The sequence below is a fragment of the Actinocorallia aurantiaca genome (genome assembly GCF_039533685.1).
GTDB classification, from domain to species: domain Bacteria; phylum Actinomycetota; class Actinomycetes; order Streptosporangiales; family Streptosporangiaceae; genus Actinocorallia; species Actinocorallia aurantiaca.
This window is the reverse complement of the sequence record NZ_BAAATZ010000021.1, coordinates 60208-78557: the sequence shown is the minus strand read 5'-3', so window position 1 is coordinate 78557 and position 18350 is coordinate 60208. Positions and strand designations below refer to the sequence as shown.

The 18350-nt window shown below is 71.4% G+C and carries 13 protein-coding genes; 12 read left to right on the top strand and 1 reads right to left on the bottom strand.

The window, feature by feature from the left end; genetic code table 11:
- The 6 genes from ABD327_RS24540 to ABD327_RS24515 all read left to right on the top strand — a co-directional run.
- Nucleotides 1–563: VIT1/CCC1 transporter family protein (locus ABD327_RS24540; protein ID WP_344453072.1), on the top strand; the 563-nt coding region annotated here is incomplete at its 5' end.
- 42 nt (nucleotides 564–605) lie between these two features.
- Nucleotides 606–1400, top strand: coding sequence for a hypothetical protein (locus ABD327_RS24535; RefSeq protein ID WP_344453070.1), 795 nt, complete (start codon nucleotides 606–608; stop codon nucleotides 1398–1400).
- Nucleotides 1397–2194, top strand: a complete 798-nt coding sequence (locus ABD327_RS24530; protein WP_344453069.1) for a hypothetical protein — start codon at nucleotides 1397–1399, stop codon at nucleotides 2192–2194. The genes ABD327_RS24535 and ABD327_RS24530 overlap by 4 nt, the downstream gene beginning before the upstream one ends.
- A 335-nt stretch (nucleotides 2195–2529) precedes the next feature.
- Nucleotides 2530–7083, top strand: coding sequence for a glutamate synthase large subunit (gltB, locus tag ABD327_RS24525; protein ID WP_344453067.1), 4554 nt, complete (start codon nucleotides 2530–2532; stop codon nucleotides 7081–7083).
- An 11-nt stretch (nucleotides 7084–7094) separates the two neighbouring features.
- On the top strand, nucleotides 7095–8561 hold the full coding sequence (locus ABD327_RS24520) for a glutamate synthase subunit beta (RefSeq protein ID WP_344453064.1): 1467 nt from the start codon (nucleotides 7095–7097) through the stop codon (nucleotides 8559–8561).
- 147 nt (nucleotides 8562–8708) lie between these two features.
- Nucleotides 8709–9506, top strand: coding sequence for a PhzF family phenazine biosynthesis protein (locus ABD327_RS24515; RefSeq protein WP_344453061.1), 798 nt, complete (start codon nucleotides 8709–8711; stop codon nucleotides 9504–9506).
- A gap of 15 nt (nucleotides 9507–9521) precedes the next feature.
- On the opposite strand, the gene ABD327_RS24510 is transcribed toward ABD327_RS24515, so the two are convergent.
- Entirely contained in the window at nucleotides 9522–11003 is a 1482-nt protein-coding gene (locus tag ABD327_RS24510; protein ID WP_344453059.1) for an aminopeptidase P family protein, read from the bottom strand.
- A 116-nt stretch (nucleotides 11004–11119) separates the two neighbouring features.
- Between ABD327_RS24510 and ABD327_RS24505 the strand changes: the two genes are divergently transcribed.
- The 6 genes from ABD327_RS24505 (at nucleotide 11120) to rpsA (ending at nucleotide 18283) form a co-directional block, all read left to right on the top strand.
- A complete protein-coding gene (locus ABD327_RS24505) occupies nucleotides 11120–11689 on the top strand; it encodes a GNAT family N-acetyltransferase (RefSeq protein WP_344453057.1) in 570 nt (189 codons plus the stop codon).
- Nucleotides 11690–11731: 42 nt separating this feature from the next.
- Nucleotides 11732–13162, top strand: a complete 1431-nt coding sequence (lnt, locus tag ABD327_RS24500; RefSeq protein WP_344453055.1) for an apolipoprotein N-acyltransferase — start codon at nucleotides 11732–11734, stop codon at nucleotides 13160–13162.
- Between the two features lie 22 nt (nucleotides 13163–13184).
- Nucleotides 13185–13904: a response regulator transcription factor gene (locus ABD327_RS24495; RefSeq protein WP_344453053.1), complete on the top strand. Its 720-nt coding sequence runs from the start codon at nucleotides 13185–13187 to the stop codon at nucleotides 13902–13904.
- A complete protein-coding gene (locus ABD327_RS24490) occupies nucleotides 13901–15388 on the top strand; it encodes a HAMP domain-containing sensor histidine kinase (protein ID WP_344453051.1) in 1488 nt (495 codons plus the stop codon). The genes ABD327_RS24495 and ABD327_RS24490 overlap by 4 nt, the downstream gene beginning before the upstream one ends.
- A gap of 69 nt (nucleotides 15389–15457) precedes the next feature.
- Nucleotides 15458–16588 carry a polysaccharide deacetylase family protein gene (locus tag ABD327_RS24485; protein ID WP_344453049.1) on the top strand — a complete coding sequence of 377 codons (1131 nt, stop codon included), beginning with the start codon at nucleotides 15458–15460 and terminating at the stop codon, nucleotides 16586–16588.
- Between the two features lie 228 nt (nucleotides 16589–16816).
- The gene (rpsA, locus tag ABD327_RS24480) at nucleotides 16817–18283 is read left to right on the top strand and encodes a 30S ribosomal protein S1 (protein WP_344453047.1); all 1467 of its coding nucleotides are present in this window, start codon (nucleotides 16817–16819) and stop codon (nucleotides 18281–18283) included.
- Nucleotides 18284–18350: the final 67 nt, after the last annotated feature.

Here is an 18350-nt window from a genome sequence, read left to right as displayed (position 1 = left end):
AGGTGATCGTCCTGGCGGGGCTGGCCGGTCTCGCCTCGGGCGCGTTCTCGATGGGAGTCGGCGAGTACGTCTCGGTGGCCTCGCAGTCCGAGCTGGCCGAGGCCGAGATCGAGGTGGAGCGCAGGGAGCTGGAGACCCATCCGGCGGCCGAGCGGGCCGAACTCGCGGCGCGCTACGAGGAGCGCGGGCTCAGCCCGGAGCTGGCCGCCGAGGTGGCCGCGGCCCTGCACCGCGATCCGCAGGAGGCCCTGGAGACGCACGCCCGGGACGAGCTGGGCGTGGTGCCGGGTGAGCTGCCCTCGCCGCTGCTGGCCGCCGTCTCCTCGTTCGCGTCCTTCGGCCTCGGGGCGATCCTGCCGGTCCTGCCCTACCTGCTGGGCGCCGGCTCGTTGTGGCCCGCCGCGGTGGTCGCCGCGCTGGGGCTGTTCTCGGCGGGCGCCCTGGTCTCCAGGGTCACCGCCCGCTCGTGGTGGTTCAGCGGCCTGCGCCAGTTGTTCTTCGGGGCGGCCGCGGCTCTTTTGACCTACGGCATAGGGGTCATCATCGGCGTCAGCGGACTATAAGCTCACCCGCGACGGATTCGCATGAAGGAGACGGTGGGCGGCATGAGTTCACAGGCCCGGTCCCGCAGCAAGCCCGGAGGCGGCAAGGCCGGGGGCAAGCGCGGCGAGGACGATCTCTGGCCGGAGAACGAGGCGGCGCAGCCCAAGGGCAAGATCCTGATCGGCGCGCTGCTGGCGCTGCTGCTGCTCGTCGGCGGGGTCGTCTGGTTCTTCGTCCAGAAGGGCGGCGACGAACTGGAGGTCCCGCCCGGGAGCCACCTGCCGGACGTCTACGTGCCGCAGAGCGCCAGCCCGGAGAGCACGGCGCTCTCCCAGCGCGCGTCGGACATCCGCGCCTTCACCGAGGGCGAGGTGTTCGGCGATTTCAAGGAGGTCGCCTACCGCGACTACACCTTCACGCTGGTGAAGAGCGAGATCTCCACCGACTGCGTGCGGGCGGCCTGGGGTGATCTGGTCCTGCAGACGCTGCGGCGCGGGGAGTGCAGCCAGGTGGCGCGGGGCGCCTACCTGTCCAAGGACAAGAAGCACGCGGGCGTGTTCACCGCGATCAACATGGTGGACGCCAAGAGCGCCCAGCAGGTGCTGAACTCCCTGGACCCGGCGCTGAAGGGCGGGTTCATCCGGCCTCCGGAGTTCCCCGGAGTGAAGGACTTCGGCAGCGGCTTCACCGCCGCCTACTCCCAGGCCATCGGCCACTACGTGATCATGAGCTGGGTGGGGCGGGCCGGCGGCGAGCAGCCGCGGGCCATGAACGAGTTGATCGACGGCAGCCTGGCGGTCCAGAAGCCCGAGGAGTTCGCCTGGGGCCGCCTGGTCCAGCTCGAGCCCCGGCGATGACGGCGCGGGAGCGGGACGACCGCCCCGAGGCCTCTCCGGAGCGGGAGAGGCGGCCGGGGACCCAGGGGCGGAAGAAGAGCGGTTCGCAGGGGTTCTTCGTCGCGGCGGGGGTGGGCGCCGTCCTGGTGGTGGCGCTCATCCTGGTGCTGGCGGTCATGTGGCCGAAGGAGACGGCCGACGAGCGCGAGGCCGAGGAGCGGGTCCCGATGAGCCGGCCCGCCGTGACGGGGATGGCGCCGGACAGCTACTCCTCCTCGCCCTCCTCCGCCGTCTTCGACGGGATCGCCACCCGGGAGGAGGACCCCGCGCCGCTGACGGCCAAGGAGATGTTCCCCGCGAAGGACACGCTGCAGGACGACGTCTCCGGCGCGAAGCCCGCGCTGCGCCTCTCGGTGCTGGACGACGACTGCGGCAGGGCGATCTGGGGCGCGGGGCTGGGGGAGGTCCTGCAGGACGGGGGCTGCACCCAGGCGGTCCGGGGCCTGTACAGCGACGAGAAGAAGGGCTTCAGGGTCCTCGTCGCGGTCTACAACCTGCGGGACGAGGAAGCGGCGAACCGCGCCGTGGAGGCTTTTGGTGCGGGTTCGGGTGGGTTTGTAAAGCTTCCCAGTAAGACTCCGGAGGGTTTCGGGGAGGACTTCAGCCTCGCCCGGGGTCTGGCGATGGGCCACTACGCCCTGATCACCTGGGCCGAGCGTGTGGACGGCGAGGGCGAGGGAACGAGCGAATCCCTGCTGTCACTGGTGGTGACGGCCGCGAAGGCGGAAGGCCTCTACGCCCGGGCCGCCGGGTGATCTGTCGGAAACCGTTTTGAAACGGTGAGGTTGATCACCTGTTAACAGACAGGTCTAGACCTGGTAGGTCTGGTTTGTCCCGCTATCATGAGGTAAGCATACGGAACGGTCTTGGTCGGGTTCTCTGATCGAGGTCGGGGAACGGCGTGCCCAGGAGCTGATCGACGATGACAGCTACCTGCCGATCGGCCGATGAAAGCGAAAGTTTCGTCAACCCGGTCAGTCGGGCATGCTTCGGACAGTGATGTAACCTCTAGGTAATACTTCGCAGCAGGGCCAACGCCGTCCCGACCTGCACTGGTCAGTCGACAGTGAGTGAACGAACGGGAGGGTTGATGGCGGCTGCTGCCCTCACACCTGGTCAGCCCGAAGCGCAGGGTCTCTACGACCCCGCCAACGAGCACGACGCCTGTGGCGTCGGTATGGTGGCCGATCTCCATGGACGCAAGAGCCATGAGATCGTGGAACATGCCCTGACCGTTTTGCGTAATCTCGACCACCGCGGAGCGGTGGGTGCCGAACCGGACGACGGCGACGGCGTGGGCATCCTCACGCAGATCCCCGACGCGTTCTTCCGCGAGACCGTCGGCTTCGAGCTGCCGGAGGCCGGCGCCTACGCGGCCGGCCTGGCCTTCCTTCCCGCCGAGGAGGAGGAGCGCGCCGCCGCGATCGAGCACGTCCACGCCGTCATGGCGGAGGAGGGGCTCGCCGTCCTCGGCTGGCGTGAGCCGCCGACCGACCCGAACTTCTGCGGCCCGGCCGCCCGCAGGGTGATGCCCCACTTCGCACAGCTCTTCGTGAGCGCCGCCGAGGGCGGCCCCTTCGCCGGGGCCCGGGGCATCGACCTGGACCGCGTGGTGTTCTGCGCCCGCGAGCGCATCGAGCAGGACGTGCGGGTGTACTTCCCCAGCCTGTCCAGCCGCACCATCGTGTACAAGGGCATGCTGACCACGCCGCAGCTGGAGCCCTTCTACCCGGACCTGTCGGACCGCCGCTTCGCCACCGCCATCGCGCTGGTGCACTCGCGGTTCTCCACCAACACCTTCCCGGCCTGGGAGCTGGCCCACCCGTACCGCTACCTCGCCCACAACGGCGAGATCAACACGGTCAAGGGCAACCGGAACTGGATGCGCGCCCGCGAGGCGCTGCTCGCCTCCGACGTGCTCCCCGGCGACATCTCCCGGATCTTCCCGGTGATCGACATCGAGGCCTCCGACACCGCGTCCTTCGACGAGGCGCTGGAGCTGCTGCACCTGGGCGGCCGGTCGCTGCCGCACGCGGTGCTGATGATGATCCCCGAGGCGTGGGAGAACCACACCGAGATGGACCCGGCCCGCCGGGCCTTCTACGAGTTCCACTCCACCCTCATGGAGGCCTGGGACGGCCCCGCGTCCGTCTCCTTCACCGACGGCACCGTCGTCGGCGCGGTCCTGGACCGCAACGGCCTGCGCCCCGGCCGCTACTGGGTGACCGAGGACGGCCTGGTCGTGCTGTCGTCCGAGTCCGGCGTGCTGGACATCGCGCCGGAGAACGTGGTCCGCAAGGGCCGCCTGCAGCCCGGCAAGATCTTCGTGGTGGACACCGAGGCCGGCCGGATCGTCGAGGACGACGAGGTCAAGGCCGCCCTGGCCGCCGAGCACCCCTACCAGCAGTGGCTGGACGAGGGCCTGGTGCGCTTCGAGGAGCTTCCCCGCCGCGAGCGCGAGGTGCCCACCCACGAGACCCTGGTCAAGCGCCAGCAGACCTTCGGCTACACCAACGAGGAGCTGCGCATCATCCTGGCCCCCATGGCCAGGACGGGCGCCGAGCCGATCGGCTCCATGGGCACCGACACCCCCGTCGCCGCCCTGTCGGAGAAGCCGCGCCTGCTGTTCGACTACTTCACGCAGCAGTTCGCGCAGGTCACCAACCCGCCGCTGGACGCCATCCGCGAAGAGATGATCACTTCGCTGCTGTCCACCCTCGGCCCCGAGGGCAACCTGCTCGCGCCGGGCCCGGACTCCTGCAAGCGGCTGGTGCTGCCCACCCCGATCCTGGACAACGAAGAGCTGGCCAAGATCGTCCACATCGACGACGAGGGCTCCCTGCCGCACCTGCAGGCCCACGTCGTGCACGGCCTGTACAAGGTCTCCGGTGGCGGCGAGGCGCTGCGCAAGCGCCTGGACGAGATCTGCTCGGAGGTGTCGCGCTCCATCGCGGCCGGCGCGCGGATCATCGTGCTGTCCGACCGCGGCGCCGACTCCGGCCTGGCCGCGATCCCGTCGCTGCTGCTCACCGGCACGGTCCACCACCACCTGATCCGGGAGAAGACCCGCACCCAGGTCGGCCTGGTGATCGAGACCGGCGAGGCCCGCGAGTGCCACCACATGGCGCTGCTCATCGGCTACGGCGCCTCCGCGGTCAACCCGTACCTCGCCCTGGAGACCGTCCAGGACCTCGCACGCCGGGGCGAGCTGCCCGGCGTGGACGAGGCGAAGGCCACCCGCAACGCGGTCAAGGCCTACGGCAAGGGCGTCCTGAAGGTCATGTCCAAGATCGGCGTCTCGACCGTCGCGTCCTACACCGGCGCGCAGATCTTCGAGGCGATCGGCCTGGGCCGGGAGGTCATCGACCGGGCCTTCATCGGCACGACCTCCAAGCTCGGCGGCATCGGCTTCGACGTCATCGCCGAGGAGGTGGCCAAGCGGCACGTCCGCGCCTACCCGGCCGTCGGCAACGAGATCCCGCACCGCACCCTCGAGGTCGGCGGCGAGTACCAGTGGCGGCGCGAGGGCGAACCGCACCTGTTCAACCCGCAGACGGTCTTCAAGCTGCAGCACGCCACCCGCACGCGGCAGTACGAGATCTTCAAGGAGTACACGAAGCTGGTGGACGACCAGTCCGCCCAGCTGATGACCCTGCGCGGCCTGTTCTCCTTCGACTCCGGCCGCCCCTCGATCCCGGTCGAGGAGGTCGAGCCGGTCAGCGAGATCGTGAAGAGGTTCTCCACCGGCGCGATGTCCTACGGCTCCATCTCCGCCGAGGCGCACGAGACCCTCGCGATCGCGATGAACCGGCTGGGCGGCAAGTCCAACACCGGTGAGGGCGGCGAGGACCCCGCGCGGTTCACCCCCGACGCCAACGGCGACTCACGCCGCTCGGCGATCAAGCAGGTCGCGTCCGGCAGGTTCGGCGTCACCGCCGAGTACCTGACCAACGCCGACGACATCCAGATCAAGATGGCCCAGGGCGCCAAGCCCGGCGAGGGCGGCCAGCTGCCCGGCCACAAGGTCTACCCGTGGGTGGCCAAGACCCGGCACTCCACGCCGGGCGTCGGCCTCATCTCGCCGCCGCCGCACCACGACATCTACTCGATCGAGGACCTCGCCCAGCTCATCCACGACCTGAAGAACGCCAACCCGTCGGCGCGCGTCCACGTGAAGCTCGTCTCCGAGGTCGGCGTCGGCACGGTCGCGGCGGGCGTGTCCAAGGCGCACGCCGACGTCGTCCTGATCTCCGGGCACGACGGCGGCACCGGCGCCTCGCCGCTCACGTCGCTCAAGCACGCGGGCGCGCCCTGGGAGCTCGGCCTGGCCGAGACCCAGCAGACCCTGCTGCTCAACGGCCTGCGCGACCGGATCGTGGTGCAGGCCGACGGCCAGATGAAGACCGGCCGCGACGTCGTCATCGCCGCCCTGCTGGGCGCCGAGGAGTACGGGTTCGCGACCGCGCCGCTGATCGTCTCCGGCTGCATCATGATGCGGGTCTGCCACCTGGACACCTGCCCGGTGGGCGTGGCGACGCAGAACCCGGTGTTGCGCGAGCGGTTCTCCGGCAAGCCCGAGTTCGTGGTGAGCTTCTTCGAGTTCATCGCGCAGGAGGTCCGCGAGCTGCTGGCCGAGCTGGGCTTCCGCAGCCTCGAGGAGGCCGTCGGCCAGGTCGGCGTGCTGCGGACCCGGGAGGCGGTCGAGCACTGGAAGGCCTCCGGCCTCGACCTGTCGCCGATCTTCCACCGGCCCGAGCTGCCCGAGAGCGCCGCGCTGCGCTGCGTGACCGTCCAGGACCACGGGCTGGAGAAGGCGCTGGACAACACGCTGATCCAGCTCGCCGAGGGCGCCGTCGCCTTCGGCGACAAGGTGAAGCTGGAGCTGCCGATCCGGAACGTCAACCGGACCGTCGGCACCATGCTCGGCCACGAGGTGACCAAGAAGTGGGGCGGCGAGGGCCTTCCCGACGACACCATCGACGTCACCTTCACCGGTTCGGCGGGCAACTCCTTCGGCGCGTTCGTGCCGCGGGGCATCACCCTCCGCCTGGTCGGCGACTCCAACGACTACCTGGGCAAGGGCCTGTCCGGCGGCCGGATCACCGTGCAGCCCGACCCGGCGGCCCGGTTCGCCGCCGAGGAGCAGATCATCGCGGGCAACGTGCTGCTGTACGGCGCGACGTCCGGCGAGGTCTTCCTGCGCGGCCTGGTCGGCGAGCGGTTCTGCGTGCGCAACTCCGGCGCCACCGCGGTCGTGGAGGGCGTGGGCGACCACGCCCTGGAGTACATGACCGGCGGGCGGGTCGCCATCCTCGGCCCGACCGGCCGCAACGTGGCGGCGGGCATGTCCGGCGGCATCGCCTACGTGCTCGACCTCCAGGCGCAGCGGGTCAACCCCGAGATGGTCGAGGTCGAGACGCTGAGCGCCGACGACCGCAGGTTCGTGCACGGCCTGGTGGCCAGGCACGCCGAGGAGACCGGCTCCACGGTCGCCGCGAAGCTGCTCGCCGAGTGGGACACCGCGGTGGAGCGCTTCAGCAAGATCATGCCGCGTGACTACAAGCGGGTGCTGGCGGCCATGGCCGCGGCCGAAGCCGAGGGACGCGACGTCGACGAGGCCGTCATGGCCGCGGCTCAGGGATAGGAGGTACCTCGATGGCTGACCCGAAGGGGTTTTTGAAGGTCACGCGGCGTGAGCTGCCGGCCCGGCGTCCGGTGGACGTGCGGATCCGTGACTGGAAGGAGGTCTACGAGGACTTCCAGAAGCCGGTCCTGGAGCGCCAGGCCAGCCGGTGCATGGACTGCGGCATCCCGTTCTGCCACCAGGGCTGCCCGCTCGGCAACCTCATCCCCGAGTGGAACGACCTGGTCTACAGGCAGGACTGGCAGGGCGGCATCGAGCGCCTGCACGCCACCAACAACTTCCCGGAGTTCACAGGGAAGCTGTGCCCCGCGCCCTGCGAGACCGCCTGCGTCCTGGGGATCAACCAGGATCCGGTGACGATCAAGCGGGTCGAGGCCGAGCTGATCGACCGCGCCTGGCAGGAGGGCTGGGTCAAGCCGCAGCCCCCGGCCGTCAAGACCGGCAAGAAGGTCGCCGTCGTCGGATCCGGGCCCGCGGGCCTGGCCGCCGCACAGCAGCTCACCCGCGCCGGCCACGACGTGGTCGTCTACGAGCGCGCCGAGGTCGCGGGCGGCCTGCTGCGCCGCGGCATCCCCGAGTTCAAGATGGAGAAGCGGCACGTCGAGCGGCGGCTGGACCAGATGCGCGCCGAGGGCACGGTCTTCAAGACCGGCGTCAACGTCGGCGTCGACATCACCGCCGACGAGCTGCGCGCGCGGTACGACGCGGTCGTCCTGGCCGGCGGCGCCACCGCGTGGCGCGACCTGAACGTGCCGGGACGCGAGCACAAGGGCATCTACCAGGCGATGGAGTACCTGCCCATCGCCAACGAGGTCGCCGAGGGCGTTCGGCCCGAGCCGACCATCACGGCCGAGGGCAAGCACGTCGTGGTCATCGGCGGCGGCGACACCGGCGCCGACTGCATCGGCACCGCCCTGCGCCAGGGCGCCGCCTCGGTCACCCAGCTGGAGATCATGCCGCGTCCGCCGGAGTCCCGGCCCGGCGTCCAGCCCTGGCCGACGTACCCGATGCTGTTCAAGGTCGAGAGCGCGCACGAGGAGCTGGAGGCCGCCGGCGGCCCCCGCGTCTACGCCGTGAACACCCTGGGCTTCACCGCGGACGAGGACGGTAACGTCAAGTCGCTGCGGCTGGTGGACGTCGAGGGCCCGCAGACCGGCTTCAAGCCGATCGAGGGCACCGAGCGGGAGATCCCGGCCGAGCTGGTCACCCTGGCCATGGGCTTCCTCGGCCCGCAGCGGGAAGGGCTGATCGAGCAGCTGGAAGTCGAGCTCGACGGCCGCGGCAACGTGGTCCGCGACCTGGACTACCGCACCTCGGTCGACGGCGTCTACGTCGCCGGCGACATGGGCCGCGGCCAGTCGCTGATCGTCTGGGCCATCGCCGAGGGCCGCGCCGCCGCCTCCCGCGTGGACCGGGACCTGCAGGGCGAGACCGCCCTGCCGTACCCGATCCCGCCGACGGCCCGCCCGATCGCCTGACACCGGCCCGCAAGGGCTCCCACCGGGGCGCGTCCTCCCGCAAAGGGGGACGCGCCCCGGCGCTTTTCGCGGCCGGACGCGGCCGACGCGCGCTGAACCATCCACAGGGGACGCGCCCCGGCGTGCTTCGCGGCTTAGGGTGGTGGCATGCGGATCTTCGTGGTGGACGCCTTCACCGACCAGCCGTTCCGGGGCAACCCCGCCGGGGTCTGCCTGCTGGAGGAGGCGGCCGACGAGCGCTGGATGCAGCTTGTGGCCGCCGAGATGAGGCATTCGGAGACGGCGTTCGTGCGCCCGCTGGAGAGCGGCGGGCACGAACTGCGCTGGTTCACGCCAGCCGTGGAGGTGCGGCTGTGCGGCCACGCCACCCTCGCCACCGCGCACGTCCTGTTCACCGAGGGGATCGCGGACCCGGACGAGTCGGCGGAGTTCCACACCAAGAGCGGCGTGCTCACGGTGAAGAGCACGGCGCGGGGCCTGGAGATGGACTTCCCCGCGGTGCCCGCCGCCCGCATGGAGGAGCCTCCCGGGGGCCTGGCCGCCGGTCTGGGCGTCGAACCCGAATGGGTGGCGTGCAACGCCCAGAACGACGTGCTGGCCGTCGTCGCGGACGCCGAGACCGTCCGCGACCTGGAGCCCGACCTGGCCCTCCTGGGCACGATCGACGCGCGCGGCGTGTGCGTGACGGCCCCCGCCGCCGACGCCGACCCCGAGGACTTCGTGTCCCGCTTCTTCGCCCCCGCCGTCGGCATCGAGGAGGACCCGGTCACGGGCTCGGCCCACTGCATGCTCGCCCCCTACTGGGCGAAGCGCCTGGGCAGGACCTCGCTGACCGGCCGCCAGGTCTCCGCCCGCGAGGGTGTCGTCGGCGTGACCCTCCGCGAGGACAGGGTGATCCTGTCCGGCCGGGCCGTCACCCTCCTGAGGGGCGACCTGCTGGTCTGACGGCCCGGCGGGCGGTCAGCCCATCAGCTCGGCCATCCAGGTCTCGAGCTCGTCGGCCTGACGGGGCAGGGACGCCGAGAGGTTGACGGCGCCGTCCTCGGTGACCAGGAGGTCGTCCTCGATGCGGACGCCGATGCCGCGGAGCTCCTCGGGGAGGGTCAGGTCGTCGGGCTGCAGGTAGAGGCCCGGCTCGACGGTGAGGACCTGGCCGGCCTCCAGGACGCCGTCCAGGTACGTCTCGGCCCTCGCCTTGGCGCAGTCGTGCACGTCCATGCCGAGCATGTGGCCTGAGCTGCACAGGGTGTAGCGGCGGTGGAGGCCGGACTCGGGGTCCAGGGAGGACTCGGCGCCGCCGGGCAGCAGGCCCCAGTCGTCCAGGCCCTCGGCGATCACGCGCATTGCGGCCTGGTGGAAGTCGCGGAACCGGGCGCCGGGCCGCACCGCGGCGATGCCGGCCTCCTGCGCGGCGTACACCAGGTCGTAGACGCGCCGCTGGGCGTCGGTGAACCGGCCGCCGACCGGCAGGGTGCGGGTGATGTCGGCGGTGTAGAAGGAGTCGACCTCGACCCCGGCGTCCAGCAGCAGGAGGCCGCCTTCGGGCAGCGGCCCGTCGTTGCGGATCCAGTGCAGCACGCAGGCGTGCGCCCCCGCGGCGGCGATCGTCTCGTAGCCGGGGCCGTTGCCCTCCAGCCGGGCGCGGCGGTTGAAGACGCCCTCGACCCAGCGTTCGCCGCGGGCCAGCCCGGAGGCGTACCGCAGCTCGGAGACCACGTCCTGGAAGCCGGTGACGGTGTGGCCGACCGCGGCGGCGAGCTGGGAGGCCTCCCACTCGTCCTTGACCAGCCGCAGCTCGGCCAGCACCGAGTGCAGCTCGCGGTCGGCGTCGGCGTCGGCGTGCGGGGCGACGAGGGCGTCGACGGCCGGGTCCACGTCGCGGACCACCCGGGTGGGGATCCCGCCGCCCAGCCGCGACTCCAGGGTCTCCAGGTCGGCGGCGGCCAGGCCGAAGGCCTCCTCGGTCTCGGCGAGGGTGCGGCGGCGGCCCACCCACAGCTCGCCGTGCCTGCGGTCCCGGTAGAACTGGGCGCCCAGGGGGCTGCCGTCGCGCGGGGAGCGCGGGTGGGTGAAGAGGACCGCCTCGTGGCCGGAGGGCGTCGGCTCCAGCACCAGCACCGCCTCGGGCACCGCCTCGGTGGCGGTCTCGCCGGTCAGGTGCGCGAAGGCGGTGTGCGGCCGGAACGCGTAGTCGCAGTCGTTGCTGCGCACCTTCAGGCCGCCCGCGGGCAGCACCAGCCGTTCGCCGGGGAAGCGGGCGGACACGGCGGCCCTGCGCTTGGCGGCGTAGGCGGACGCCGGGAGGGGCGCCAGGGAGGTGTTCGTGTCGGCCCAGCCGTGCTTGAAGAACTCGGCGAGCGCGGCAGGGACGGGAAGGTCATGACTGCCGGTGACGAAGCGGTCGTCGCGGTCGGCACCAGTGGAGCCGCTGGAGGGTGTCATCGGCGCATTCTACCTGCGGGAACCCTCAGAGGGCCGTCGCCGGGGCGTTCACCGCCACGTCAGGTCGCGGACGGTGAGGGGCTCGGCCCGGGCGGGGGAGTCTAGGATCGGCCTCCATGGAGACGCGGCGGACCGAGGTGACCACCTGGTACCTGGAGCAGACCGATCCCGGACGGCTGGTCCCGGCCGCGCCCGCGCCGGTGGAGGTGGTCAGGGCGGAGGTCCCCAGCCCCGAGCTCAGCCGCTACCTGTACCTGGCGGTCGGCGGAGACCACCTGTGGACGGACCGGCTGCCGTGGTCCTACCGGGACTGGGCGGAGTGGCTGGCCGGGCCAGGGACGGAGACCTGGCTGGCCTGGGACAGGGGCACCCCGGCGGGCTACGCCGAACTGCGCCCCGGCGCCGGGGGAGAGGTCGAGCTGATCTGCTTCGGGCTGCTGCCGGCCTTCACCGGCCGGGGCATCGGCGGCCACCTGCTCACCGAGGCCACCGCCCGCGCCTGGGACCTGGCCGACCGCTGGGACCTGCCGCCGACCCGGCGGGTCTGGCTGCACACCTGCTCCCTGGACGGCCCGGCCGCCCTGCCCAACTACCTCAAACGAGGCTTCCAGGTCTACGACACGAGGGTCGCCGTCGAGGACGTCTGGGCCCGGCCCCTCGGCCCCTGGCCGGGAGCGCGCGACTGACCGCCCTTGCCTTGACGGGACGTCCCGCGTTGACTTGACGGGGTGATCTGGTCCCTGCTGGCCGGCGCGCTGCCCGTGCTGGCCTTCCCACGGCCCGACCTGGGCTGGCTGGCCTGGGCGGCGCTGATCCCCGGGCTGCTCCTGGTCAGGTCCGCGCCGTCCGCCTCGCAGGCGCTGCGCCGGGGCTGGTGCTTCGGCGCCGGCTACCTGCTGGCCGCGCTCTACTGGACGGTCCCCAACATCGGGCCGGCGCTCCTGCCCGTCGCGGTGGTCTTCGGCGCGCCCTGGGCGGCCTGGGGGGCGGCGGCCCGGGCCTGCCGGGGGTGGGAGGCGCTGCTCGTGCTGCCCGCCGTGTGGGTGGTCGGCGAGTACCTCCGGTCCTGGCACGGGTTCGGCGGCCCGTGGGCGCTGTACGGGACGAGCCAGTGGCGGTACCCGGCCGTGCTCTCGCTGGCGTCGGTCGGCGGCGTGTGGCTGCTGTCGTTCGTCCTCGTGCTGGTCAACACCGCGCTGGCGCTGGCGCTGACCCGGTTCGACCGCAGGGTCCTGCTGGCCGTGCCCGCCGTCGCGCTCTGCCTTCCTCCGGCCTGGTGGGCGGGAGGCGCCGGGAGCGAGGGGCGGCCGTGGCGGGTGGCGCTCGTCCAGCCGGGGGTGGTCCACTCGCCCGCGGAGCGGTTCGCGGCGGGGGAGCGGATCTCGGCCGGGGTCACCGGGGCGGACCTGATCGTGTGGGGCGAGAGCAGCGTCGGCACCGACCTGAGCCGCGCCCCCGAGCTGCGCGGACGGCTGGCGGGCCTGGGCACCGTGCTGGTCAACGAGGACGCCCGCGACGCCCGGGGCAGGATCTCCAAGTCCTCGGTGCTGCTCGTCGACGGCGTGGAGCGGGGCAGGTACGTCAAGACCCGGCTGGTGCCCTTCGGGGAGTACATCCCGCTGCGCCCGGCGCTCGGCTGGCTGGCCGGGATCAGCGAGGCCGCGGCGGAGGACCGCGTGCCGGGGACCGGCGGCACCGTCCTGGACGTGGAGGGCATGCCGGTCGCCCCGGTCATCTGCTTCGAGTCGGCCTTCCCCGACCTGGGGCGCGCCGCGGTCGGCGGCGGCGCGCGGGTGATCGTCGTCCAGTCCGCCACCTCGACCTTCCAGGAGAGCTGGGCGCCGCCCCAGCACGCCGCGCTCGCCGCGGTCCGGGCCGCCGAGACCGGCCGTCCGGTGGTCCAGGCGGCGCTGACCGGGGTCTCCGCGGCCTTCGACTCCAGAGGCCGCCGCCTGGCCTGGGCCGACACCGGAGAGCGGGGCGCGGTGGCCGTCACCCTGAGGCCGCCCGAGGCGGGGAGCCGGACGCCCTACGCGGTCCTCGGCGACGTGGTGCCGCTGCTGTGCGTGCTCCTGGTGGCCGGGCTGGGCGTGCGTCCGCTGGCTGAGAAGTCGATGAGAGTAGACCGAGAAGAGGGTTTCACCGGCTCTGGCTCGTGACGGCGCTGGTTAACGTGAGGACATGAGCAGCCCCGAGGAGACCCGCGCCCACCTGCTGGTAGTCGACGACGAGCCGGCGTTGCGCCAGGCGATCTCCAGCAGCCTGATCTTCGAGGGCTACCGGGTCAGCGAGGCCGCCGACGGCGTCGAGGCGCTGGAGCTGGCCGAGAAGGTCCGGCCCGACCTGATCGTGCTGGACGTGCTCATGCCCCGCATGGACGGGCTGACCGCCTGCCGGAGGCTGCGCACCCAGGGGGACCGGGTGCCGGTTCTCATGCTCACCGCCCGCGACATGGTCGGGGACCGGGTCACCGGCCTGGACGCGGGCGCCGACGACTACCTGGTCAAACCGTTCGAGCTGGACGAACTGCTCGCCCGCATCCGGGCCCTGCTGCGCCGCGGCGCCTACGGCGCCGAACCCCGGCGGGAGGAACCCTGCGAGGCCCTGGAGTTCGCGGGACTGCGCATGAACACCCTCACCCGGGAGGTCGCCCGCGAGGGCCGCCCGCTGGAGCTGACCCGCACCGAGTACATGCTGCTCGAGATGTTCATGAACCACCCGCGCCAGGTGCTCACCCGGGAGCAGATCCTGGAGACCGTCTGGGGCTTCGACTTCGAGCCGGCCTCCAACTCCCTGGACGTGTACGTGATGTACCTGCGCCGCAAGACCGAGATCGACGGCCTGCCCCGGCTGGTCCACACCGTCCGGGGCGTCGGCTACGTCCTGCGCTCCGGATCATGAGACGGCTCACCCTGCGAGGGCGGCTGGCGCTGCTGACCGCCGCGGCCGTCGCGTTCGCGGTCGCCGCCTGTGCCACGGCCAGCTGGTTCCTGGTCCGCGAGGCGCTGTACTCGGAGCTGGACGGGCAGCTGAGCGCCGCGATACAGCGGCCCGAGCCCAGGCTGGTGAACTTCATCTTCGAGGCGCTGAGCGACTGCACCTCGGAGGCGACCACGAGGGGCGTTCCGCGCAAGAACGTGCCGGACACGCCCGGGAAGGGCGAGAAGGACGGGCCGGGGGAGGGCTCGCTGCTGTTGCCCCGCGAGGAACTGCAGCAGGTGGTCAGGGAGAACGGCACGCGCTGCACCGTCCCCGACCAGGGGGTCATCCCGGTGACCCCGGTCGACAAGGCCGTGGCGAGCGGCGAGCGGAAGGAGATCTTCCGCACCGGCACGGGCGTCGACTACACCGGGAAGGAGATCGACGTCCGGGTCCACACCGTCTCCTACGTCCTGAGGACCGGCGAGCGGGGCGCGCTGATGACCGCGCTGCCGCTGGACCGGGTCACCGGGCCCCTCGGCGACCTGGCGCTCATGCTGACGCTGGTCTCCGTCTTCGGCGTGGCCGTCTCGGCCGCGGCGGGGCTGCTCACCGCCCGGGCCTCGCTGCGTCCGGTGGACCGGCTCGCCGAGGCGGTCGAGGAGGTCGCCAGGACCGAGGACCTGTCGGTGCGCATCCCCGAGCGGGGCACCGACGAGATCGCCCGCCTCAGCCGGTCGTTCAACGGCATGACGGCCGCGCTGGAGGCTTCCCGGGAACGGCAGCGCACCCTCATCGCCGACGCGGGGCACGAGCTGCGCACCCCGCTGACCAGCATGAAGACCAACATCGACCTGATGATCAGGAGTGAGGAGACCGGCCGGGAGCTGCCCGCCGAGACCAAGAGCGGGATGCTGGCCAGCCTGCGCGCCCAGATGCGCGAGCTGACCACCCTCCTGGGCGACCTGCTGCAGCTGGGCAGCCCCGCCGCGCAGCCCCGCCAGGCCGGCGAGGTGGCCTTCCACGAGACGGTCGGCAGGGCGGTGGACCGGGCCAGGCTGCGCGGCCCCGGGCTGACCGTCACGACCCGGCTGGATCCCTGGTACGTCCAGGGCGACGCCGACACCCTGGAGCGGGCCGTGGTCAACCTGTGCGACAACGCGGTGAAGTTCAGCCCGCCCGGGGGGACGGTCGAGGTGGTGCTGCGGGGCGGCGAGCTGACGGTCAGGGACCAGGGACCGGGCATCCCCGAGGAGGACCTGCCCCACGTCTTCGAGCGGTTCTGGCGCTCGCCCTCGGCCCGCAGTCTGCCCGGCTCCGGCCTGGGACTGTCGATCGTCGCCCAGGTCGTCCAGGAGGCCGGGGGGACGGTGCGGCTGGAGCGTGCGCCCGGCGGCGGGACGGTGGCCCGGCTCGGGCTGCCCGGAGGCCGCGAGCCCGCCGGAAACGGCGAGGACACACGATGATCTCCGAGGTGCGGGACGAGCGGAGGTGTGGGCTCTAGGCTGTTGCTCCCGTCTCTTCCGGAGAGCTGAGTGCCCACACTTCACAAGTTCGCGGTCCTGGTCATCGGCGCCGCGCTGCTGTTCGGTCTTTTGCTGCCCTCTCAGAAGAAGGAGGGGGACAGAACCACGGTCGTGCAACCGGCCGCCCAGGGCACCGACGCGGTGCCCGCGGGCGTGCCCAGCGGCGGTCCGACCACCTCGGCGACGCCCGGCGGCAAGCCGTCCGCGGCGCCTTCCACGCCACCGCCTCCGCCGCGGCCCGCCGCCGAGGCGGCGATCCAGGCCAAGGCCAACGAGCTCGGCCAGGTACCGGTGATCATGTACCACCGGATCCTGGCGAAGGGCGGCTCGGAGATCGACCGCACCCCGGCCGAGCTGCGGGCCGAGCTGGAGCTGCTCGCCAAGGGGAACTACGTGCCGGTCACGGCCGCCGAGTTCGTGCAGGGCCGGATCGACATCCCGGCCGGCGCGCACCCGGTGGTGCTCACCTTCGACGACGGCAATCCCACCCAGTTCGCGCTGGACGCCTCCGGCAATCCCGCGCCCGACACGGCCGTCGCCGTCCTGATGGAGACGCAGGCCAAGTACCCCGCCTTCCGGCCGGTGGCGACGTTCTTCGTCAACAAGGACCCGTTCCAGCTCGGCGAGGAGGCCAACGCCGGGGTCACCTGGCTGGTCCAGCACGGCTTCGAGATCGCCAACCACACCTACACGCACCCCAACCTGGCGGGCATGCCCAAGAGCAAGGTCGAGTCCGAGCTCGCCAAGGTCGAGGAGGTCGTGAAGAAGGTCTCCGGCTCGCCCTCGGTCACCCTCGCCTACCCGTTCGGCAACGCCCCGCGCAGCAAGGACAAGGACAACGAGTTCGTGCTCAAGGGCGACACCTGGGAGTTCCAGGGGGTCTTCCTGGCCGGCTGGAACCCGTCGGTCTCGGTCTTCTCCAAGGAGTTCGACCGGAGCCGGATCTCCCGGATCCGTTCCGAGGGGAAGGTCAAGAAGGAGGGGTGCGACAAGTTCTGCTCCACGGCGTGGTTGGAATGGCTGGACAAAAATCCGGACAAGAGATACACATCTGATGGAGATCCGGCCGTCGTCACAGCACCTTCCGGATCCATCTCCCAGCTGGCTCCGACATTCGCCGACAGGGCCCGGGTCTACTAGATTCCGGGTGGCCTCCGGCTGCCGAGATTGACCTGAGCCTCTCCGTCTCATATGCTGATCGCTGCGCTGTGGGCCTGCGGTGCCTCGGACGGAGCAGGCGCACGCTCGATCTGGTCGACATCGGTTTTTCCGGGGGCTTCACGCTCCCTTCCGGTCTTGGCGGGGACGAAATCGGCCCTCCGGCGCCTCGAAGACCGACTCATGTCCGTATCCGGAGCCAGCCCACACATGACGAGCAGCACCGAAGCCACCTCGACCACCCCGCAGGTAGCGGTCAACGACATCGGCTCGGCGGAGGACTTCCTCGCCGCGATCGATCTGACCATCAAATACTTCAATGACGGCGACATCGTCGAAGGCGTCGTCGTCAAGGTCGACCGAGACGAGGTCTTGCTCGACATCGGTTACAAGACCGAGGGCGTCATCCCGTCCCGCGAGCTCTCGATCAAGCACGACGTAGACCCCAACGAGGTCGTCTCCGTCGGCGACGAGGTCGAAGCCCTTGTCCTCCAGAAGGAGGACAAGGAAGGCCGCCTGATCCTGTCCAAGAAGCGCGCGCAGTACGAGCGCGCCTGGGGCACGATCGAGAAGATCAAGGACGAGGACGGGATCGTCACCGGTACGGTCATCGAGGTCGTCAAGGGTGGTCTCATCCTCGACATCGGCCTCCGCGGCTTCCTCCCGGCCTCCCTGGTCGAGATGCGCCGGGTCCGCGACCTCCAGCCGTACGTCGGCAAGGAGCTCGAAGCCAAGATCATCGAGCTGGACAAGAACCGCAACAACGTGGTCCTGTCCCGCCGCGCCTGGCTCGAGCAGACCCAGTCCGAGGTCCGCCAGACGTTCCTCAACACCCTGCAGAAGGGCCAGGTCCGCAAGGGCGTCGTGTCCTCGATCGTCAACTTCGGTGCCTTCGTGGACCTGGGCGGCGTCGACGGTCTGGTCCACGTCTCCGAGCTGTCCTGGAAGCACATCGACCACCCCTCCGAGGTCGTCGAGGTCGGCCAGGAGGTCACGGTCGAGGTCCTGGACGTCGACATGGAGCGCGAGCGCGTCTCCCTGTCGCTCAAGGCGACCCAGGAAGACCCGTGGCAGCAGTTCGCCCGGACCCACCAGATCGGCCAGGTCGTGCCCGGCCGGGTCACCAAGCTCGTCCCCTTCGGCGCGTTCGTCCGCGTCGAGGAGGGCATCGAGGGCCTGGTGCACATCTCCGAGCTGGCCGAGCGCCACGTGGAGATCCCCGAGCAGGTCGTCCAGGTCGGCGACGAGATCTTCGTCAAGATCATCGACATCGACCTCGACCGCCGTCGCATCAGCCTCTCGCTGAAGCAGGCGAACGAGGGCGCCATGGAGATCACCGACGAGGAGTTCGACCCGACCCTCTACGGCATGCCGGCCGAGTACGACGCCGAGGGCAACTACAAGTACCCCGAGGGCTTCGACCCGGAGACCGGCGAGTGGCTGTCGGGCTACGACACCCAGCGCGAGACCTGGGAGCGGCAGTACGCCGAGGCCCGGACGCGCTTCGAGGCCCACCGCAAGCAGATCGACGAGGCCCGCAAGGCCGACGCCGAGGCCGCCGGCGGCGAGGGTGGCACGACGACCTACACCGGTGGCTCCGAGGAGCCCACGGGTGGCGCGCTGGCCACCGACGAGGCGCTCGCGGCGCTGCGCGAGAAGCTCTCGGGCAACCAGTGAGCTGAAGACCGGCCCGCTCCCGTGCGGACGGGAGTGAGCCGGTCCCCTCAGCCGATACCATCTTCGG

Coding starts and splice junctions, on each gene's coding strand:
- ABD327_RS24490 (WP_344453051.1), top strand. CDS start 13,901: ATGAGACGGCTCACCCTGCGAGGGCGGCTGGCGCTGCTGACCGCCGCG.
- rpsA (WP_344453047.1), top strand. CDS start 16,817: ATGACGAGCAGCACCGAAGCCACCTCGACCACCCCGCAGGTAGCGGTC.
- ABD327_RS24515 (WP_344453061.1), top strand. CDS start 8,709: ATGCGGATCTTCGTGGTGGACGCCTTCACCGACCAGCCGTTCCGGGGC.
- gltB (WP_344453067.1), top strand. CDS start 2,530: ATGGCGGCTGCTGCCCTCACACCTGGTCAGCCCGAAGCGCAGGGTCTC.
- ABD327_RS24530 (WP_344453069.1), top strand. CDS start 1,397: ATGACGGCGCGGGAGCGGGACGACCGCCCCGAGGCCTCTCCGGAGCGG.
- ABD327_RS24535 (WP_344453070.1), top strand. CDS start 606: ATGAGTTCACAGGCCCGGTCCCGCAGCAAGCCCGGAGGCGGCAAGGCC.
- ABD327_RS24495 (WP_344453053.1), top strand. CDS start 13,185: ATGAGCAGCCCCGAGGAGACCCGCGCCCACCTGCTGGTAGTCGACGAC.
- ABD327_RS24505 (WP_344453057.1), top strand. CDS start 11,120: ATGGAGACGCGGCGGACCGAGGTGACCACCTGGTACCTGGAGCAGACC.
- ABD327_RS24510 (WP_344453059.1), bottom strand. CDS start 11,003: ATGACACCCTCCAGCGGCTCCACTGGTGCCGACCGCGACGACCGCTTC.
- ABD327_RS24520 (WP_344453064.1), top strand. CDS start 7,095: ATGGCTGACCCGAAGGGGTTTTTGAAGGTCACGCGGCGTGAGCTGCCG.